Source organism: Rhizobium oryzihabitans, from assembly GCF_010669145.1.
Classification (GTDB): domain Bacteria; phylum Pseudomonadota; class Alphaproteobacteria; order Rhizobiales; family Rhizobiaceae; genus Agrobacterium; species Agrobacterium oryzihabitans.
This window is the reverse complement of the sequence record NZ_CP048635.1, coordinates 390,060-410,430: the sequence shown is the minus strand read 5'-3', so window position 1 is coordinate 410,430 and position 20,371 is coordinate 390,060. Positions and strand designations below refer to the sequence as shown.

Sequence of the window (20,371 nt, the reverse complement as noted above, 5' to 3'; positions counted from 1 at the left end):
GACAAGCCATGAATCGTGAAGCCGTGATGTCGATTGCCGCCGAGATCGAGGCAATGAAGCCTGATTTCACCAGAATGAGCGACAGCATCTGGGATTTTGCCGAACTCAAATTCGAGGAAAAGCAATCGGCCGGGATGCTTGCAAGTGCGCTTGAGGAGAATGGCTTTGCGGTGCGCCGCGGCGTTGCGGGCATGGACACGGCCTTCATCGGCGAATTCGGCACCGGCAAGCCGGTCATCGCCCTGCTTGGTGAATTCGACGCGCTGGCCGGCATGAGCCAACTCGCCGATGTGGCTGAGGTTCAACCGTGTGAACCCGGCGCCACTGGCCATGGCTGCGGCCACAATCTGCTCGGGGTCGGTTCGCTGATGGCCGCCATCGCGCTCGCCCGGTATCTCAAAGCCAACAATCTGCCCGGCACCGTGCGCTATTATGGCTGCCCCGGCGAAGAGGGCGGTTCCGGCAAGACCTTCATGGTCCGCGCCGGTCTGTTTGACGATGTCGATGCGGCGCTGACCTGGCACCCGGCGCCCTTCAACGGCGTGCGCTCCACCAACAATCTCGCGGTTCTGGAATATTTCTACCGTTTCAAAGGCGTCGCTTCCCATGCCTCCAACGCCGCCCATCTCGGCCGCTCGGCGCTCGATGCCGTTGAACTGATGAATGTGGGCGTCAACTTTCTGCGCGAACACATGCCGCAGGACTGCCGGGTGCATTACGCCATCACCGATACCGGCGGCAAGGCGGCGAATGTGGTGCAGGCAAAGGCGGAAGTGCTCTATCTGATCCGTGCACCGGAAATGCGCCAGGCGCTCGATCTCGCTGCAAGGGTGGACAAGGTCGCGCGTGGTGCTGCCATGATGACCGAAACGGAAGTGGAGATCGTCTTTGATACTGCCTCCACCAATCTCCTGCCCAACATCACGCTTGAAACCGCAATGCATGAAAACATGGTGGCGCTCGGACCCATCGCCTTCGACGAGGCGGATATCGCCTTCGCCAAACGCATTCAGGATACCTTCACCGACGAGGCGATCAAAAGCAGCATCCGGCTTTATCAGATCAAGGGCGATGTCTTCTCCAATCGGAAGATCGACGGGTCGATGCCGCTGCATCTCGGCCTGCGCGATTTCGAAGGCCAGTCGCATTTCCGGGCGGGATCGACCGATGTCGGTGATGTCAGCTGGGTGACGCCGACCGCGCAGTGCTGGACGCCCGCATGGGCGATCGGGACCAATCCGCATACGTGGCAGGTGGTGGCGCAGGGCAAAAGCCCGGCCGCCCACAAGGCCATGGCTCATGCCGCCAAAACGCTCGCATCGACCGGCCTTTCGCTGATGACCTCGCCCGAGCTGCTAGAAAGCGTCAAGAATGAATGGCGGGAGAAGACCGAAGGCAGCGATTATGTCTGCCCCATTCCGGCGAATGTCATGCCCGGTTCGCACGGCTGAAACGCGCACCTTCCGGCGTCCGTCGCAACCGAGGTCTGCGGGTCCGAGATTGAAAGCGGACCTTTCACCATACTCGACGTCATCCTCGGACTTGATCCGAGGATCCATAATTTCAACGGCTTATGGATCCTCGCCTCAAGGGCGAGGATGACGCAGGAGGGGTTTGGCACCCCTATCGGCATCCGCCTGCGAGGCCCTTCCCCTCCAAAACCCCCGATTATCACCGCCTTGTGTGCCGCTTCGCCGACCGGCCGCGAAGAAACCATTGACGTTCGAACTAAAAATGGAATAAATATACCGAACAATAGAAAATCGGTTTCATTATTCCGTTTTCTGAATGTGAGGAGGTAGCGACGGGCTCTAGGGTCCGTTTCCGGCTGGGAGAGGTGGCGCCGGACACCACGGAGGAGAAAACAATGAAAAAGCTTATCATCAGTGCGGCCATGTCTGTGCTTTTGGGCACGGCGGCACATGCCGAGACCATCGGTGTTTCGATGGCCCTGTTCGACGACAACTTCCTGACCGTGCTGCGCAACGGCATGCAGGATTATGCCAAGGAACAGAAAGGCGTCACCCTGCAGGTTGAGGACGCGCAGAACGACGTTGCCAAGCAGCAGAGCCAGATTCAGAATTTCATCGCCTCCAAGGTGGATGCGATCATCGTCAACCCGGTTGACACGGATGCGACGGCAGCCATGTCGAAGCTTGCCGCCGATGCGAAAATCCCGCTGGTCTACGTCAACCGTCAGCCGGTGAACGTGGATACTCTGCCCGATGGCCAGGCCTTCGTGGCATCGGAAGAAACCGTTGCCGGCACGCTGGAAACCAAGGAAGTCTGCCGCCTTCTCGGTGGCAAGGGCAAGGCCGTGGTCATGATGGGCGAATTGTCCAATCAGGGCGCGCGCATGCGCACGCAGGCCGTTCACGATGTTCTGAAGACCGATGAATGCAAGGGCATTTCGGTGGTTGAAGAGCAGACGGCAAACTGGCAGCGCACACAGGGTGCTGACCTTGTTACCAACTGGCTGTCCAGCGGTATCGAGTTCAACGCCGTCATCGCCAACAACGATGAAATGGCGATCGGCGCGATCCAGGCCCTGAAGGCCGCAGGCAAGGACATGAAGGAATTTGTCGTTGCCGGTGTGGACGCCACGCAGGACGCACTTGCCGCCATGCAGGCGGGCGATCTCGATGTGACGGTGTTCCAGGATGCTGCGGGCCAGGGCAAGGGTGCTCTCGACGCCGCGCTGAAGCTCGTCAAGGGCGACAAGGTGGAGAAGAAGGTTTACATTCCTTTCCAGCTCGTCACGCCGGAAAACGTCAAGGACTACGTGGCCAAGAACTGACGAAACCGGTTCCGGCATTTGCCACCGTTTAAATCAATCTCGGAAGCAAATGCCGGATCTGGACGGCTAGCGGAGCTTTATGCTCCGGGCCAGGGTAGAGTAATAGAATTTCAGTAAATTCAAAGTGTTACAGCGCCTTTGGTGTCATAACCGACACGGCGCTGTAAGCCTCCCCGGAAAACGGACGCCGTTTGGCAGAGCCATTTCTCCGGTCATTTTTGTCTATTGTGGAGGGTGAGATGGTCGTCAGTCCATCGACAATGGCCGCCGTGCGTGCCAGCGGCGCCGTGCCGAATGCAGAATTTCTTCTCGCCGCGGACGGTATTCGCAAGGAATTTCCCGGCGTCGTCGCGCTTGATGACGTTTCGTTCCACCTCAAGCGCGGCACCGTGCACGCGCTGATGGGCGAGAATGGCGCCGGCAAATCGACGCTGATGAAGATCCTCGCGGGTATCTATCAGCCCGATGTCGGTGAAATTCGCCTGAAGGGGGCTGCCATACGCCTCGATTCACCGCTCGACGCGCTCGAAAACGGTATTGCGATGATCCATCAGGAACTCAACCTGATGGCCTATATGACTGTCGCGGAAAACATCTGGATCCGCCGCGAGCCGAAAAACCGGCTGGGCTTCATCGACCATGGTGAAATGTATCGCCGCACGGAGACGCTGCTGGAAAGGCTCGGCATCGATCTCGATCCGGAAACGCGCGTCGGCGAATTGTCGGTCGCAAGCCGCCAGATGGTCGAGATCGCCAAGGCGGTTTCCTACGATTCCGACGTTCTCATCATGGACGAACCGACATCGGCGCTGACGGAGCGTGAGGTCGAGCATCTTTTCCGCATCATCCGGGATCTCAGGGAACGCGGTATCGGCATCGTCTACATCACCCACAAGATGAACGAGCTGTTTGAGATCGCCGACGAGTTTTCCGTCTTCCGCGACGGCAAGTATATCGGCACCCACGCTTCCACCGATGTGACGCGTGACGACATCATCCGCATGATGGTGGGCCGCGAAATCACGCAGATGTTTCCGAAGGAAGAGGTTCCGATCGGCGACGTGGTGCTGTCGGTCAAGAACCTGACGCTCGACGGCGTGTTCCACGACGTTTCTTTCGATGTCCGCGCCGGTGAAATCCTCGGCGTCGCAGGCCTCGTCGGCTCCGGCCGTTCCAATGTGGCGGAAACGGTGTTCGGTGTGACGCCGGCTTCGTCGGGCACGGTTGCAATCGACGGAAAGCAGGTTTCGATCACAAGCCCGACCGAGGCGATCCGCCACCGCATGGCGTTCCTGACGGAAGACCGTAAGGATACCGGGTGTCTGCTGATCCTGAATATTCTGGAGAACATGCAGATCGCCGTGCTGCAGGACAAATATGTCGCCAATGGCTTCGTGAAGGAAAATGCGCTTTCGGAAGCCTGCGAAGACATGTGCCGCAAGCTCAGGGTCAAGACCCCGCATCTTTACGAGCGTATCGAAAATCTCTCTGGCGGCAATCAGCAGAAGGTGCTGATCGGTCGCTGGATGCTGACCAAGCCGCGCATTCTTATTCTGGACGAGCCGACGCGCGGCATCGATGTCGGGGCGAAGGCTGAAATTCACAAGCTGGTTGGCGAGATGGCGCGTCAGGGCGTCGCCGTCATCATGATTTCCTCCGAAATGCCGGAGGTTCTGGGAATGAGCGACCGCATCATGGTCATGCATGAAGGTCGGGTGACGGGCTTCCTTGATAGAAGTGAAGCCACACAGGTGAAAGTGATGGATCTCGCATCGCGGTGAGGCGCGCCGGGATTTCTCGAGGAGGAACACGCAATGAATACGAACGCCGCCGCCAACGCAGAGTTGGACGCAAAATCCGGACGCAAGCCGCATAGGCGCATTCCACCGGAAGCGAATATATTTTTCATCTTGATCGGCATCGCGCTGGTTTACGAGCTGCTCGGCTGGATTTTCATCGGCCAGAGCTTTCTGATGAACCAGCAGCGCCTGACGATCATGATCCTGCAGGTGTCGGTCATCGGCATCATTGCGGTCGGCGTCACGCAGGTCATCATCACCGGCGGCATCGATCTGTCCTCCGGGTCGGTCGTCGGCCTGACGGCAATGTTATCCGCCAGCGTCGCGCAGTCCTCGACATGGCCGCGCGCCCTTTATCCGGGCCTCACAGATCTGCCTTTCTTCGTACCGCTGGCTGTCGGCATATTGGCCGGGGCTTTGGCCGGGTTCATCAACGGACAGCTTATCGCCCGCACCAAGATCCCGCCCTTCATTGCGACGCTTGGCATGATGGTGACGGCGCGTGGCCTTTCCAAATGGTACACGAAGGGCCAGCCGATTTCCGGTCTGACCGACGGTTTCACCTTCATCGGCACGGGTGTCTGGCCTGTCGTGGTATTTCTCGCCGTCGCCGTCATCTTCCATATTGCGCTTCGTTATACGCGCTATGGCAAGTTCACCTATGCGATTGGCGCCAACCAGCAGGCAGCCCGCGTTTCCGGTATCAACATCGAGGCGCATCTGATCAAGGTCTATGCCATTGCCGGCATGCTCGCCGGTCTTGCCGGCATCGTCACCGCTGCCCGCGCGCAGACGGCGCAGGCCGGCATGGGCGTGATGTATGAACTGGACGCCATCGCAGCGGCCGTGATCGGCGGCACGTCGCTCGCCGGTGGTGCGGGCCGCATTACCGGAACGGTGATCGGCACCATCATTCTCGGTGTCATGACGTCCGGTTTCACATTCCTCAGGGTCGACGCCTACTACCAGGAGATCGTCAAGGGTCTCATCATCGTGGCTGCCGTCGTTGCCGACGTCTACCGCCAGAAGAAACGCGCAAAGCGCTGAACACTCCTCCTCCCGGACTTGGGGCAAGCTTCCATGCTTGCCCCTTTTTTATGTCCTGCGAGAAGGAGCTGATTTGCGTTGAGGTGCAGGGCGGACGCTCTCAGGCCTTGCTGTTTCGGTATTCGTGAACGGCCTTGCCGAAGGCTTCGAACAAAGCGCGAGACGGCGCGTCCGTCTCGGCCCAATATTCCGGATGCCATTGCACGCCGACGGCGAAACCCTTGGCGTCAATGACCGAAACGGCCTCGATCGTGCCGTCCGCTGCGGTTGCCTCCACCTGCAGGCGTGGCGCCGTTTCAGCAATTGCCTGCCGGTGCAGTGAATTGATCTGTATTTCACCCGACATGCCGAGATGCTGCGCAATGCAGGAGCCTTCGCGCACATGCACCGGCTGGCGGATCGCGAAGGCCACGTCGCGGTCGTCATGTTCCGGCTTGCGATGGTCCCAGATGCCGGGCTGTTCCTGAATTTCGGAAGCAAGCGTGCCGCCCAGCGCCACGTTCAGCTCCTGAATGCCGCGACAGATGGCGAGCATTGGAATGCCGCGTTCGATGGCGCGACGGATCAGCGGCAGGCTGGTGGCGTCACGGGCCTGATCGAAGGGGCCGTCGCTATCCTGCGCTTCCTTTCCGTAAAGGGAAGGGTGCACATTGGTGGCGGAACCGGAGATGAGCAGGCCGTCCACACGGTCGAGGATGGCGTCCACCTCGTTGCCGTCCTCGAAGGCCGGAATGATGAAGGACATGACGCCCGCCACCTTCAACGCGGCGGCAAGATACTGGTTCTGCGCCGCGTGCCAGTCGGCTCCGGTGAAATGCCGGATGTCGGCGGGAACGGCGATAATCGGTTTTGGCATGGTGGCTCCGGGGCGAATCTCCAAAAATTTGTGCGACTGCCGGCGGGCCAAGTCAAGCATGCCTTTTGCGTTCTGTCGGCAATGTATGCGCCTAAAGTATAAGGCGGGGTCGTGATATTTCAGTTGCAAATAAAATAGAGAGGAGACTTCCGGAAATTTCTCCAAAAGGCCGGTTTGTGTGCGGTTAATTCTTGGCGCGGGTGCTTGTCAGCCGGGCGGTAACCGTGCTTACTTTGCTGCGATGCCTGAACAGCAAAGAGGGGAATTCAAAGCTGCGGGCAGCGTTCATATCTGGGAGGATATAGATGGATCGCCGTTCCTTTATGAAAAAAGGTGCGCTTGCGGGAGCCGCCACAGCGGCGCTGGCCGCACCCGCCATTGCACAACAGAATACCAAGATTACCTGGCGCCTGACCTCGTCGTTTCCGAAATCGCTCGATACGATCTATGGCGGCGCCGAGGATATTGCCAAGCACGTTGCTGCCGCGACCGATGGCAATTTCACCATCCAGACCTTTGCCGCCGGTGAAATCGTGCCCGGCCTGCAGGCGGCCGATGCCGTGTCATCCGGCACGGTGGAAATGTGCCATACCTGCTCCTATTATTACGTCGGCAAGGATCCGACCTTCGCCATCGGCACGGCAATACCCTTCGGCCTTAACGCCCGCCTGACCAATTCCTGGTTCTATGAAGGCAACGGCAACAAGCTGCTTAACGAGTTTTACGCCAAGCATAATCTCTACGGCATGATCGCCGGCAATACCGGTGCGCAGATGGGCGGCTGGTTCCGCAAGGAAATCAACACCGTCGACGATTTCAAGGGGGTGAAGATGCGCATTGCCGGCCTGGCCGGCAAGGTGGTGGAAAAGCTCGGCGTCGTGCCGCAGCAGATCGCCGGCGGCGATATCTATCCGGCACTTGAAAAAGGCACCATCGATGCCGCCGAATGGGTCGGTCCCTATGATGACCATAAGCTCGGCTTCTACAAGGTTGCGAAATATTATTATTACCCGGCGTTCTGGGAAGGCGGCCCTGTCATCCATTCCTTCGTCAATCTGGAGAAATGGAACAGCCTTCCGAAGAATTACCAGATGGTGCTGCAGGATGCATGTGCCTTCGCCAATACCAGCATGATGGCGAAGTACGACGCCAAAAACCCGATTGCGGTGCGGCAACTGGTGGCGGAGGGTGCTATCCTGCGGCCATTCAGCCAGGAAATCCTTGAGGCCTGTTACAAAGCGGCGCTGGAAGTTTACGCCAGCATTTCCGCATCAAATCCTGACTTCAAGAAGATTTACGAGGATCAGGTGGCCTTCAAGCGTGAGGGTTATCTCTGGATGCAGCTTGCGGAATATACGTTCGATACCTTCATGATGATTCAGCAGCGTAACGGAAAGCTCTGATCTTTCGGTAAAAGGCGGACCGGCAAAAAGCCCCCGAAGCTTCGGACTCGGGGGCTTTTTGTGTGTTTGCAGCAATGATTTCAGGGCCGCGAGGCCTCCGGATGAATGTGCAACTGGTTGCGAATTCATTGCGGGGCATTGGGAAAGCGCAGCGCTGCCGGGCCGATCTCCCGGATCAACGCTGCGCTATGCCGTTACGGTCCGATCTTGGGCGGTTGGCCAAGATCGGGCTGGGTGTTCTCCGGTTGCGGTCCACCCAAATTAAGGGGTGGCAGACCGAGCGCCGGCTGCGGGGCCGGTGGCTGACTTTCCTGACCTGGCGTTGTGGGTGACGGCCCGCCAAGGTTGAGCGGCGGCAGTCCGATGGACGGCTGCTGCGGAGAAGCGCCGCCGCCGAGAGGCGGCAGGGACAAGCCGCCGCTTCCTGGGCCGCCGGGTATCTCGATCTTGATCGTACTGGGATCGACGCTGGTGTGGCTGCTCTTGTAGTTCATCACTAGGCCGGGAAACGCTATGACCACAAGGATCATCACGAACTGGATGACGATATAGGGAAATACCCCCTTATAGATTTCCGTTGTTTTCACGCCGGGCATCTTTTTACCCGTCACCTTGTCCACCCATGTCGAGTTCGGAGCGATGGAGCGCAGGAAGAATAGCGAAAACCCGAAGGGGGGCGTCAGGAACGAGGTTTGCAGGTTGATGCCGAGAATGATGCCGAACCAGACCAGATCGATCCCGAGCTTGTCTGCCACCGGCGCCAACAACGGCACCATGATGAAGGCGATCTCGAAGAAATCCAGAAAGCAGCCAAGAATGAAAATAATGATCGTGACCACGATCAGGAAGCCGTACTCCCCGCCGGGCAGGGCAAGCAGCAGTTCTTCGATCCAGACATTGCCATTGATGCCGTAGAAGGTGAGGCCGAAAACGCGGGCGCCGATGAGGATCATCATGACGAAGGCGGAAAGCTTCGTTGTCGCGTCCAGCGCATTTTTGACTGTTGCAATGGAGAGTCTGCCCTTGGCGAGCGCCAGGATCAGTGCTCCGGTTGCGCCCATCGCGCCGCCTTCGGTCGGTGTGGCGATGCCGAGGAAGATTGTGCCGAGAACGAGAAAGATAAGTGCCAGAGGCGGCACCAGAACGATGATGACCTGTTCAGCCAGGCGCGAAATGATCTTGGTACTTGCCGCGCTATTAAAAAGGGCGACGAGATAAACCGCGACCACGGCAAAGGCGAGCGCGGCGACCAGCTGCCATTCAGGGCTTTTTATGCCGGAGAAGAGGACGTGCATGCCCAGGAAATATAGCGCTATCGAAATGGCGATCATCACGAAAAGCGAGGTAATGCCGTTGCCAAGCGTGCGGGCCTCCTTCGGAAGGGCGGGCACGAGTGACGGTTTGAAGATAGAGATCGCAAAGATATATGCGCAATAGGCCGCCACGATCATAAGCGCGGGGTAAAGCGCGCCGACATACATATCGCCGACGGAGCGGCCGAGCTGGTCCGCCATGACGATCAGAACCAGAGAGGGCGGAACGATCTGCGCAAGAGTGCCCGAAGCGGCAATGGTGCCTGCGACGAGGGGGCGATTATAACCATAACGCATCATGATCGGCAGCGAAATGAGGCCCATGGCCATGACGGAAGCCGCTACGACGCCGGTGGTGGCGCCCAGCAGAGCGCCGACAAGAATGACCGCATAAGCGAGACCGCCACGAATAGGGCCGAAAAGCTGACCGATCGTATCGAGGAGATCTTCGGCCATGCGGGAGCGCTCGAGAATGATGCCCATGAATGTGAAGAACGGGATGGACAGCAGGGTGTCGTTGTACATGATCCCGTAGATGCGTTCGGGATGGGATTGCAATAGCGGCCAGAACAGTCGGATTTCCGGGGAAATCCACGATAGTTCCACGCCCAGTACGAAATAGATGAGGCCGCCGGCGGCGAGCGTAAAGGCGACGGGATAGCCCAGCAAGAGCATCAGCATCACGCTGCTGAACATGACCAGCGGCAGGTTATGCGCAATCAGATCTATCATGTCAGTTTCCTGCCGTTCCGTTGGTTTCTGCTTCGGATTCCGACAGTACCGTCTCACGGGGATCGGCAATATATCCAGCAATCACCGCATAACGCTTGATTATTTCCGAGAATGCCTGGACGAGAAGCAGGGCAAAGCCCAAAAGGACGACAAACTTGGCGGGCCAGATGATAAGGCCGCCGGCATTGGACGACATTTCTCCAGAATTGAAGGAATTCCAGAACCATGGCCAGGCGAGATAGGTCATCAGACCGGCGAAAGGAACGAGGAAAATGATATGGAGGACAAAGTCGACGATATCGCGCGTGCGCTTCGACCACGTGGACGACAGTATGTCGATCCTCACATGCTCGTTCTTGAGGAGCGCGTAAGCTGCCGCCAGCATGAAAACGGTGCCGTAAAGATACCATTGAACTTCGAGCCAAGCATTCGACGACATGTCGAACATCTTGCGCACCACCGCATTGGTGGCGCTGATCAGCACTGCGGCCAGCAATAACCAGGACACAGATTGGCCGATAACCGTGGTGACCGTGTCGACGGCCCGGCTTATTCCCAATAAAAACTTCACTTTCCCCTCCTCAGGACCAGATCCAAGGTCCGGACCGCGGCTTTTTTATCGGCGTTTTATTTGCCATTTCGACCGGCAAGTCCGATTTTTTCTTGTTTGCGGGTGCTTATTGAACAGCTTTTCGAAAAGCAACTCCGAACGGTCATTCTTCCTCCAAGAATTCTGTACGGCATGCACCCTGTAACGATTTATCGTGCACTGATTTTATCTGGCGCGCTACAGGATGCGCCCAATTTGCAGTGCATTAATTTTACTTTTCCAACGTTACGGAAGGCAATCGGGTGGCTGACGATCCATTGCGCTTCTGCATGACTTCATGTTACCTCTGCGGATGGAGAATCCGGCATAAGCCCGCCATTGTTTGCAGGATGATGGTCTTGCGCGGCGGGGCTGCGGATGGAGCATAAGGGGAAGCGAAATGAGCGAACACCATACGGGTCCGGTCGAAGTTGGCGCCGAGATGAATTACGGCGAGCACGAAAAGACCTATAACGCTTTTCTGGCCATGACGAAGTATGGCACGATGCTGGTATGCGTGCTGATGCTGGCCATGGTCGCGGGTTTCTTTACCTCAGCCGGTTTCCTTGGCGGCTTGATCGTCTTTGTCTTCCTTTCGGCCGCAGGCTTCGTGCTGCTGCGCTGAACCACCCCACATAGTGGAGCGGTGCCGGCCAACCCGAAAGGGAAAGCCATGAGACGCCTGTTATCCTGTCTGCTCTTGCTGGCGGCGATGTCGCATCATGCCTGGGCTCGCGATCTTCTGCCGTCCGAGCAGGACAAGCTCAAGACGCAGATCGAACGGTTCAGCGCGGCGCTGAATACGCAGGATTTCGAGACCGTCGGCAGGACTGTGCCGCCGAAAATCTTCGAGTTCATTGCAGGCGACGCGGGTATTTCCGTCGACCAATTGCGCAGCGCCTTGACGGCGCAGATGCAGATGGCGCTTGCGGCGGTGAAGATAACCGAATTCACCATGGATACACGGGCGATCAGCGTCGGGGAAACGCCCGACGGAACGCCTTATGCGCTCATTCCGACAAAAACGGTGATGGAAACCGGTGGCCAGACGATCGAGGCGAAATCCCACACGCTGGCGCTGATCGATGACGCAGACTGGTATTTGCTGCGTGTCAGCGACCAGCAGCAGGTGACTATCCTGCGCAAGGTCTATCCGGCCTTCGCTGACGTGAAGTTCCCTGAAGATTCAATGCAGCCTGTCAAATAAAGCAGTGTTTCCGTTTAAACCGGAAACACTCGAGCTGGCATTAGCCGGGATCCCCCACGCTCAGGAAAAACGCCCCGGACGGAAGGGATCAACCGAGATCGCGGTCTCTTCGCCACTTGCGAGTTGCGTCACGAGGCGGGCGGTGGCTGCCGATTGCGTCAGTCCCAGATGGCCGTGGCCGAAGGCGTAGATGACGGAGGGCGTGGCGCGCGCCGTACCTATGACGGGAAGACAGTCCGGCATTGACGGGCGAAAGCCCATCCATTGCCGGCCGCCTTCCACCTTGAGGCCCGGCAGGAAACGTCCCGCCTTCTTGAGCATGGCTTCGGAGCGTTTGAAATTCGGTTTCAACTCCAGCCCGCCAAGTTCGACAGCGCCGCCGACGCGGATGCCGGAGGAGAGCGGCGTCACGACGAAACCATGGTCGTTGAAATAAAGCTGCCGCGTAACGTTGAAGGCGTCGGCAGGCAGGGTGGTGTTATAACCGCGCTCGGTTTCCAGCGTCACGATGTTGCCAAGCGTGGCGGCAAGTTTCTTCGACCATGCGCCGCAGGCGATCACCACCTTGTCAGCGTCGATCTTGTCGCCGTTTTCCAGCGTCACGATCGTGCTTTCACCAACGGCATCGATGCGTTCGGCCTCGCCCTTGCGAAGGCTTGCCCCACGGGCGATCACCAGATCGAAAATGGCACGGGTGAAATCGTAAGGGTCGGAGACCTGCAGACCGTCCGGCGAGAACATGGCATGACGGAACTGCGGCGCAAGACCCGGCTGCAGCGTCTCGATTTCGGCGCGGCCGACGCGCTCAAAGGAGAAACCGGCCTGTTCCTTCTCATTCCAGTCCTTGAGGGCGGCATTAAAGCTTGTTTCGCTATCGTAGAGATCGAGCGTGCCGGTCTTCGACACGAAGGGCGAAAGCTCCGGCATGGCGGTGACATGGGCCATTTCCGTGGCCGCCAGCCGGTTGATGTCGCTGAGCGCCTTCAGGCCGTAGCGGAAATTTCGCTCGGCGCTGGCGCGCCAGAAACGCCACAGCCAAGGCGCGATCTTCGCCGCATAGGCAGGCGGCACGCTGAGAGGACCGAGCGGGTCGAACAGCCAGCGCGGCGCCTTTTTCATGATGCCGGGAGCGGGAATGGGAATGATTGCCGGAAAGGCCAGGATGCCGGCATTGCCGGAACTCGCACCGCGGGCGATTTCGCCGCGCTCCAGAAGAACGACCTCGCGCCCGGCATTTTGCAGGTAAAGCGCCGCCATGGAACCGATAATGCCGCTGCCGATCACCAGCACGTCGCATTTCAGGGTTTTGGTCATCGGCGCTCCTGCAACACAAATCTTTCAGGCCCGCCATAACAACGAATGCTGTCTGGATGAAAGGCCGCATTGTGCCGCGACTGCAGAAATATCAGCACTGTGGCAAATAAGCGGTGCCCATCCGGGAAAGATTCACAGGTAAAGGGCGCGTGTCTGAAGAATTTTTCGCTGGCAGATTCAGTCGTCGGATCAATAGTTATGGATCATTATTAATCGCTATTTAACGGTGTCGCGCTAGGTTGCGCGTGCAGGCAGACCGATCCGTTTTTTCATCTCTCCAGCATCGAGGGGAGAGGTCCGCATACTGGTCATTGTTGGGGGTTCAAAGGCATGTCTCAATTTTTCAAACTCGGTACGGATGCATCCGCGGTGCTTGATGCACTCAGCCGCTCTCAGGCCATCATCGAGTTCGATCTGACCGGCAAAATTTTGAAAGCAAATGACAATTTCTGCAAGGCGATCGGCTATCAGGAGGCTGAAATCGTCGGACGGAGCCACAGCATGTTCCTGTCTCCCGATGACGCCGCCTCAGCAGAATACAAGACCTTCTGGGCAAAGCTGTCGCGCGGAGAATATGATCAGGGCCAGTACCGGCGCCGCGCAAAGAACGGCGACGATATCTGGATCGAGGCCTCCTACAATCCGGTTTTCCGTTTCGGCAAGCCTTACAAGGTCGTCAAGATCGCAACCGACATCACATCGATCAAGCGCAAGAGCGCCGAGGATGATGGCAAGCTGGCGGCACTTTCCCGGGCGCAGGCCATGATCGAATTTACACCCGACGGAAAAATCCTCAGCGCCAATGAGAATTTCCTGGCCGCACTCGGTTACACGGCGGAAGAAATCGTCGGCAAACATCATTCGATGTTCTGCGAGCAGGCCTATGCCCAGTCCCAGGATTATCGCAGCTTCTGGGACGAACTCCGGACTGGCAGATTCTCGTCCGGACAGTTCATGCGGCTTGGCAAGGATGGTAAACGCGTCTTCATCCAGGCTTCCTATAATCCGATCCTCGATGACCGGGGCCATGTCTTCAAGGTCGTAAAATTTGCTTTCGACGTCACCGACCGGATGCACGCGGTTGAAGAACTGGGTGCTGCACTCGAGCGGCTTTCACAGTGCAATATCCGTGTCACGCTGGACAAACCATTCGTGGGCGAATTTGAAAGGCTGCGCCGGGATTTCAACAAATCCATCGCGGAATTCCAGAAGACGCTGGAGAATGTTCTCGGCCAGACCGACGATCTGACCAGAAGCAGCCAGGAAGTCAGCGAAGCCTCCGTCAATCTCGCCGAGCGCTCGCGCGAGCAGGCGGTAGCGCTCGAAGAAACCTCGGCAGCGCTTGAAGAGATCACCGCCACGGTTCGCTCATCGACCGAAAATACCAAAGAGACCCGAAAGCTCGTTCAGAGCGCCCGGACATCCACGGCTGCTTCAACCGAAGTCGTCGAACGGACCGTCAACGCCATGCAGCGCATCGAGACGGCATCGCGTGAAATTAGCCAGATCATTGGCGTAATCGATGAGATTGCCTTCCAGACGAACCTTCTGGCGTTGAATGCCGGCGTGGAAGCGGCGCGTGCGGGCGAAGCCGGCAAGGGCTTTGCCGTGGTGGCGCAGGAAGTGCGCGAACTTGCCCAGCGCTCCGCCAATGCCGCAAAGGAAATCAAGGCGCTCATCAACAATTCCGGCACCGAGGTTCTCGAGGGCGTCAGGCTGGTGGGCGAGACCGGCGAGGCATTGAAGCAGATCGACGCGCTGGTAAGGCATATCGACGGCAACGTCGACATGATTGCCAAGGCAGCCGACGAACAGGCCATCGGCATCGGCGAAATCAACAAGGCGGTTAACCGGCTCGACCGGATGACGCAGGAGAACGCCGCCATGAGCGCCCGTACCACCGTGATCAGCACCACGCTGGCGCAGGGGGCAGATGTGCTCGCACAGCTCGTCAGCCTGTTCAAACTGAACCGCCGCACCGTTCAGCGTGAAGACGGATCATCTATCCGGTCGGATTTTTCGAAGGGCGGCCGGAACGATCAGAGAGCGGATCGCGCTGCCGCATGAAGGGGCGGGCTTTAGCCCGACATAGGCCCTATTGACGATTTTGGTGATGCGGATGCCTTTGATCGGGCATCCGCATTCCGTCATCAGCGCAATGCCGGTCGTTCGATGCCAAGGTGATCGCGCAGCGTCGAACCTTCGTAGTCCCGGCGGAAAAGGCCGCGTTCCTGCAACAGCGGCACCACTTCGCGGTTGAATTCCTCCAGCCCGCCGGGGAAGAAGGGCGGCATGACGTTGAAGCCGTCGGCGGCGCCGTTTTCGAACCATTCCTGCATGCGGTCGGCCACGTCTTTTGCCGTGCCCATGACGATGTGGTGGCCACGACCTGCAGCAACGCGCAGCGCAAGTTCGCGGATCGTCAGCTTTTCGCGGCGCGCCAGCTCGGTCAGAAGTTCGGCGCGGCTGCGCAGCTGGTCGGAGATCGGCAGGTCCGGCAAGGGGCCGTCGAGATCGTATTCGGCAAGGCTGTGGCCGATGCGCTCTTCCAGCAGCGGCATGGCGCTCTTGATGTCGGTCCAGCGGTTCAGTTCCTTCAGCTTTTCGCCGGCCTCTTCGAAGCTCCTGCCGATGATCGGCATGAAACCCGGCATTACCGCGACGCTGGCCGGATCGCGGCCAAACTTCGCGACCCGCGCCTTGAGGCTGGTGTAGAAGGCCTGCGCTTCGGAAATAGCCTGCTGGGCGGTGAAGACGATATCGGCGGTGCGGGCGGCGAGGTCCTGTCCCGGGCCGGAGGAGCCGGCCTGAATGAGAACCGGGTGCCCCTGCGGCGAGCGCGGAATATTGAGCGGTCCCTTGACCGTGAAATATTTGCCTTCGTGGTTGAGAATATGGACCTTTTCCGGATCGACGTAACGACCTGCCTGCTTGTCCTTGACGAAAGCGTCGTCATCCCAGCTGTCCCACAGACCGCGCACCACATTCACATATTCTTCCGCCACCGCATAACGCTCGTCATGCTCGGGGTGGTCCTTGGAAAAGTTTGCCGCCGTGCGGGCATAGGAGGTGGTGACGATGTTCCACGCTGCGCGGCCGTGGCTCAGGTGATCGATGGAAGCGAAGGCGCGGGCGGTGTGGTAGGGCTCGCCATAGGTGGTGGAGGCGGTGGCGGCGAGACCGATCTTGTCGGTCACCATCGCAAGCGCTGCAAGCAGCGTCAGCGGCTCGAAGCGCGCGATCATCGAGGGATGGGCGTCGACGCCGCTGGTCAGGCCATCGGCGAGGAATACCATGTCGAACTTCGCCGCTTCGGCCATTTTCGTAACACGGGTGAGCAGATCGAAATTCTCGCTGCCGGCTTCCGCATCCGGGTGGCGCCAGCCGGAAACGTGGTGTCCGGCGCCCTGCAGGAAAAGGCCGAGATGCATCTGTCTTTTACGGGTCGTGGTGGTCATGGGGATCATGCCTTCATGTCGGTCGAGTTATATCTGTGTTGCCAGAAGCGTATCGAGCTTCCTGAGGTCGGCTGCGGTTTTCATGGACCGCACCAGTGCCGGAATTCCGGCGAATTTTTCACTGCCACCGGTGGCGTCGGCAAATTTTTCCGTCGGGTCATCGATGCCCGGAAGGCCGTCGATACGGCGCGATAGCACCGTGCCATCCTTCTTCGTCACGTCGATGACGACGAAACGGGTGGTCGGATCGGGCGAGAGGCGGCGGGCGGTTTCATCATGCTGGCGCGAGACTTTTGCCGAAAGGGCGAGCAGGTCGGCGCGGGCCGGGCGTTCGTCGAAATGGCCGATGCCGAGTGCGCCATCTGCCAGCGCTGCGGCAAAGACATATTCGGCGCTGAAGCGCGCATCGATGCCGGTGGCGGGCGAGGCTGAACCGACAAGGGCGGCATCGCCGCCGGGCGGAAAGGTTATGACGACGGTTTCGACTTCGTCCGGCGTCAGTTCATGCGCGTTGCGCAGGGCAATTGCGCCGACGGCGACCGGGTGGCTGGCGGTGCAGCAGGGAAAGGCCTTGAGCGTCAATCCGGGAGAGACGATCTGCCATGGTGCGCCCCATCCGGAGAGAACCCGCTTGGGCTGCTCCGCGCCGAAGGCGAAGGCGGAATAAAAGCCGATGGGATTTTCCAGAAAATCCGGTGCGCCCTGAAACCCTGATCGTGCCAGCCGCGCGGCCGTTAGGCCGGCGCGCGTGGCAAGCCCGGCATGCAGGGGCTTCGCATCAAACCCGAATTGCAGGCGCAGCCCGGCCGATTGCGTGGCGGCAAGCCCGAGCGCCACCGCCGTGGTTTGCGGGTCGAATTTCAGAAGATGGGCGATGGCTGCCGCAGCACCGATCGGACCAAGCGTGGCCGTGGCATGGAAGCCATTTTCATAATGTTTGGTGCCGAGTGAGAGGCCAAGCCGCGCCATTGTTTCGAGCCCGACGATATAAGCGGCGATGAAGGCGTCGGCAGTCGAACCTTCCTCGACCGCAACAGTAAGCAGGGCGGGAATGATGGCGACAGTCGGGTGCCCGCGCACGCTGCCATGCACATCGTCATAGTCAAGCACATGCCCGGCATGGCCATTGATGAGGGCTGCGGTAAAGGCATCCGTGCGCAGATCATGGCCGATAACGCCTGCGGTGCCTGATGTGCCCGGTGTAAAAGTGTCGATGAGGATTTTCGTGCTTCTGTCCGAAGCACCGCCCAGCACGCACGCGAAAAAGTCGATCAGCGCGGTGCGGGCGATTGTCACCGCTTCGTCGTCACGCAGCGGATCGGAGGCGGCGATGGCTTCGGCCAGATGAAGGGTGAGTTTTTCGTCGGCTGTCATGGCGTCAGATCCCTTCGCCATCAGTGACACGCGCCACCTGTCCCCCGAGACCCTTGACGAAGGCATTGATACGCGGATTGGTCGACTTGTAGAAGATATGCTCCGGCGTGCCCTGATCGACGATCAGGCCGTTTTCGGTGAAGACGATATTGTCGCTGATTTCCTCGGCAAAGCGCATTTCATGGGTGACGAGAATGCTGGTCATGCCGTCATTGACGAGATCGCGGATGACGGCGAGCACTTCACCCACGGTTTCCGGGTCGAGCGCGGAGGTGACCTCGTCGAACAGCACCAGTTCCGGCCGCATGGCAAGTGCGCGTGCAATCGCCACGCGCTGCTGCTGGCCGCCGGAAAGCTGGCCGGGATAGGCGTCGACCTTTTGGGAAAGACGGACTTTTTCCAGCAGTTCGCGGGCATGGCGTTCGGCTTCCGCCTTCGGCGTGCCGAGGATTTTGATCGGTGCGATGGTGATGTTTTCCATCACCGTCAGATGCGGGAAGAGGTTGAACTGCTGGAAGACGATGCCGATGCGCTTGCGCAGCGCGATACGCTCCGCCTCGGTCTTTAACAGGTCCACCCGGGTGCCGCCAACGGTGATCTTGCCGGATCGCGGGATCAGCAGGCCGTTGATGCAGCGCAGGATCGTGGATTTGCCGGAGCCGGATGGGCCGATGATGGAAACGGCGTCGCCCTTGTTCACCGTCAGATCAATACCCTTCAGGACCTGATTGTCGCCGAAGGACAGGTGTACGCCTTCAAGCTCAACCAGAGCTTTGGCGGCGGTTTGTGGTGCGGATGCGGACATGGCTTGTTCCAATCAGCGGGAAGCGAAGCGCCGCTCGAGGCGCTGCGTGAAACGGGATACGGGATAGCAGAACAGGAAGAATGCCATCAGAACGGTGAGATAGACCACGACGGTGAAATCATTGCGCTGCACGGCGGTGCTGGCGTCCGTCGCGGCATGAAGAAGTTCATGCACGCCGACCAGAGAGGCAAGCGCCGTGCCCATAGTGATCGATGCATAGAGATTCATCCATGGCGGCAGCGAGCGCTTCACGCATTGCGGCAGGATGATCCAGCGCAGTGTCTGGTTACGCGAAAAGCCGAGACCCTGCGCCGCTTCCCATTGCGCCGTCGGGATCGACTGGATGGCGCCGCGGGTGATTTCGGCGATATGGGCGCTAGCCGGAATGGCAAGGCCGACGACGGCCTTGATCCAGTCCGGGAAGGGAATGTAGTTGCCGAAGGCGACAATCTCGAAGGGGAAGATGTAGGTCGCGGCGAAAATCAGCACCAGATGCGGCGCGTTGCGGAAAACCTGCACATAGGTAAGCGCCGGCGCGCGCACCAGACGGTAGGGCGCAAGCTCCATGATGCCGAGCAGGACCCCGATGAAGGTGCCGATGGCGATCGCCAGAATGCTGATCAGCACATTCATCGCGAAACCCTTACCGAGATAGGGCAGCCATTGCAGCAGCACCTGACCGAGTGAAGGATCGAGGACCAGCCACAGCACGACGGCAACGAGCACGCCGCACAGGAGAATGGTGCCGAAGGGCAGCTTTTTTGCCGCCTGCTGCTGGGAAACTACCGCGCTCATTGACCGAACCCCGGAACCGCAAGACGACGCTCGAGCCAAAGGCCCACCCTTGCGACGATGAAATTGATGACGCTGAAGAAGAGGAGGATGACGAGCATCAGCTCGACGACATTGTCACGCTGCGTCCAGATCAGGATCGAGGCATAGGTGATTTCACCGACCGCAATCGCCGAGCCGACGGTGGTGAGCTTCACCAGATTGACGAGATTGTTGATGATGGAAGGGAGTGCTGTGCGGATCGCCAGCGGAAATTCCACGTAACGCAGCACCTCGAAGGAGCTGAAGCCGATCGCGCGCGCCGCCTCGATGGTGGTGGCCGGCACCGCCTCGATGCCGCCGCGCAACGCCTCCGCATGGAAGGCGGCAATATGCAGGCCGGTGATGGCGACGACCCAGAAGAACGGTGTCAGCGGGTTGTTCTGTGCCCCGCCGAGCACATTGGAAATCAGCATGTTGAGCACGAGGAAGCCGCACATCAGCTGCACCAGCGTCGGTGTATTGCGCGTCAGTTCCACATAAGCGCGCACGGGCCCGGCGAGCCAGACCTTGCCGGAGGTGAGCATGGCCGCGAAAATGAAACCGAAGACGAGGCTGAGCGGCAGGGTGACGGCCACGAGGATCAGCGTCATCTTCATGCCGTCGAGCCAGATCTGGACCTCGTAGCCACTGTTCAGAAAATCATAGTTGAGGCCGATATGCGCGGCCAGTTCTATGAAGCGCGCTATAAATGCATCCTGCATCGGAAATCCATGCTGTTATCGCGGTGCCGCCCGGCAGGCGGCGCCAGAATGGCCTGTCTTGCTATAAAGCAGAAAAGAACGGCGGGCGAAACCAGCCGTTCCTGATGGTCATGGGAAGTCACCCCGCCTGTTCGGCATCATC

General features: G+C 59.1%; 17 protein-coding genes. 8 read left to right on the top strand and 9 right to left on the bottom strand.

What is annotated here, in order from left to right:
• Positions 1 to 8: 8 nt before the first annotated feature.
• From G3A56_RS18600 to G3A56_RS18585, 4 genes are all read left to right on the top strand, one after another.
• Positions 9 to 1,451, top strand: coding sequence for a M20 family metallopeptidase (locus G3A56_RS18600; RefSeq protein WP_082185716.1), 1,443 nt, complete (start codon positions 9 to 11; stop codon positions 1,449 to 1,451).
• A 416-nt stretch (positions 1,452 to 1,867) separates the two neighbouring features.
• Positions 1,868 to 2,797: a sugar ABC transporter substrate-binding protein gene (locus G3A56_RS18595; RefSeq protein ID WP_082185717.1), complete on the top strand. Its 930-nt coding sequence runs from the start codon at positions 1,868 to 1,870 to the stop codon at positions 2,795 to 2,797.
• 239 nt (positions 2,798 to 3,036) lie between these two features.
• Positions 3,037 to 4,578, top strand: coding sequence for a sugar ABC transporter ATP-binding protein (locus tag G3A56_RS18590; protein ID WP_082185718.1), 1,542 nt, complete (start codon positions 3,037 to 3,039; stop codon positions 4,576 to 4,578).
• 33 nt (positions 4,579 to 4,611) lie between these two features.
• On the top strand, positions 4,612 to 5,643 hold the full coding sequence (locus G3A56_RS18585; protein WP_082185719.1) for an ABC transporter permease: 1,032 nt from the start codon (positions 4,612 to 4,614) through the stop codon (positions 5,641 to 5,643).
• Between the two features lie 100 nt (positions 5,644 to 5,743).
• Here the strand turns inward: G3A56_RS18585 and G3A56_RS18580 are convergent, their stop codons facing one another.
• A complete protein-coding gene (locus G3A56_RS18580) occupies positions 5,744 to 6,499 on the bottom strand; it encodes a gamma-glutamyl-gamma-aminobutyrate hydrolase family protein (protein ID WP_082186067.1) in 756 nt (251 codons plus the stop codon).
• Positions 6,500 to 6,804: 305 nt separating this feature from the next.
• Between G3A56_RS18580 and G3A56_RS18575 the strand changes: the two genes are divergently transcribed.
• Positions 6,805 to 7,902 carry a TRAP transporter substrate-binding protein gene (locus tag G3A56_RS18575; protein ID WP_003500548.1) on the top strand — a complete coding sequence of 366 codons (1,098 nt, stop codon included), beginning with the start codon at positions 6,805 to 6,807 and terminating at the stop codon, positions 7,900 to 7,902.
• A 194-nt stretch (positions 7,903 to 8,096) separates the two neighbouring features.
• Here G3A56_RS18575 and G3A56_RS18570 read toward each other — a convergent pair whose 3' ends face one another.
• Both G3A56_RS18570 and G3A56_RS18565 read right to left on the bottom strand, forming a co-directional pair.
• Complete coding sequence (locus G3A56_RS18570; RefSeq protein WP_082185720.1) at positions 8,097 to 9,947, bottom strand: TRAP transporter large permease subunit; 1,851 nt, start codon at positions 9,945 to 9,947, stop codon at positions 8,097 to 8,099.
• A gap of 1 nt (position 9,948) precedes the next feature.
• A complete protein-coding gene (locus tag G3A56_RS18565; protein ID WP_137038929.1) occupies positions 9,949 to 10,518 on the bottom strand; it encodes a TRAP transporter small permease subunit in 570 nt (189 codons plus the stop codon).
• A gap of 418 nt (positions 10,519 to 10,936) precedes the next feature.
• Between G3A56_RS18565 and G3A56_RS18560 the strand changes: the two genes are divergently transcribed.
• Positions 10,937 to 11,161: an aa3-type cytochrome c oxidase subunit IV gene (locus tag G3A56_RS18560; protein WP_082185721.1), complete on the top strand. Its 225-nt coding sequence runs from the start codon at positions 10,937 to 10,939 to the stop codon at positions 11,159 to 11,161.
• Between the two features lie 48 nt (positions 11,162 to 11,209).
• Positions 11,210 to 11,743, top strand: a complete 534-nt coding sequence (locus G3A56_RS18555; RefSeq protein ID WP_164056772.1) for a hypothetical protein — start codon at positions 11,210 to 11,212, stop codon at positions 11,741 to 11,743.
• A 60-nt stretch (positions 11,744 to 11,803) separates the two neighbouring features.
• Here the strand turns inward: G3A56_RS18555 and G3A56_RS18550 are convergent, their stop codons facing one another.
• Complete coding sequence (locus tag G3A56_RS18550; protein WP_164056771.1) at positions 11,804 to 13,057, bottom strand: NAD(P)/FAD-dependent oxidoreductase; 1,254 nt, start codon at positions 13,055 to 13,057, stop codon at positions 11,804 to 11,806.
• Positions 13,058 to 13,387: 330 nt separating this feature from the next.
• Between G3A56_RS18550 and G3A56_RS18545 the strand changes: the two genes are divergently transcribed.
• Positions 13,388 to 15,124 carry a methyl-accepting chemotaxis protein gene (locus G3A56_RS18545; protein ID WP_003500561.1) on the top strand — a complete coding sequence of 579 codons (1,737 nt, stop codon included), beginning with the start codon at positions 13,388 to 13,390 and terminating at the stop codon, positions 15,122 to 15,124.
• An 83-nt stretch (positions 15,125 to 15,207) separates the two neighbouring features.
• Here the strand turns inward: G3A56_RS18545 and G3A56_RS18540 are convergent, their stop codons facing one another.
• Genes G3A56_RS18540 through G3A56_RS18520 form a run of 5 tightly spaced genes read right to left on the bottom strand, consistent with a single transcriptional unit; the run spans position 15,208 to position 20,229 of the window.
• Positions 15,208 to 16,524 (bottom strand): LLM class flavin-dependent oxidoreductase, encoded by a 1,317-nt coding sequence (locus G3A56_RS18540; protein ID WP_164056770.1) that lies wholly within the window; start codon positions 16,522 to 16,524, stop codon positions 15,208 to 15,210.
• Positions 16,525 to 16,542: 18 nt separating this feature from the next.
• Positions 16,543 to 17,889 (bottom strand): MmgE/PrpD family protein, encoded by a 1,347-nt coding sequence (locus tag G3A56_RS18535; RefSeq protein ID WP_082185724.1) that lies wholly within the window; start codon positions 17,887 to 17,889, stop codon positions 16,543 to 16,545.
• A gap of 4 nt (positions 17,890 to 17,893) precedes the next feature.
• On the bottom strand, positions 17,894 to 18,694 hold the full coding sequence (locus G3A56_RS18530; protein WP_082185725.1) for an amino acid ABC transporter ATP-binding protein: 801 nt from the start codon (positions 18,692 to 18,694) through the stop codon (positions 17,894 to 17,896).
• 12 nt (positions 18,695 to 18,706) lie between these two features.
• A complete protein-coding gene (locus tag G3A56_RS18525) occupies positions 18,707 to 19,489 on the bottom strand; it encodes an amino acid ABC transporter permease (RefSeq protein WP_082185726.1) in 783 nt (260 codons plus the stop codon).
• Positions 19,486 to 20,229, bottom strand: coding sequence for an amino acid ABC transporter permease (locus G3A56_RS18520; RefSeq protein WP_003500570.1), 744 nt, complete (start codon positions 20,227 to 20,229; stop codon positions 19,486 to 19,488). Before G3A56_RS18520 ends, G3A56_RS18525 begins: the two co-directional genes overlap by 4 nt.
• Between the last annotated feature and the right edge of the window lie 142 nt (positions 20,230 to 20,371).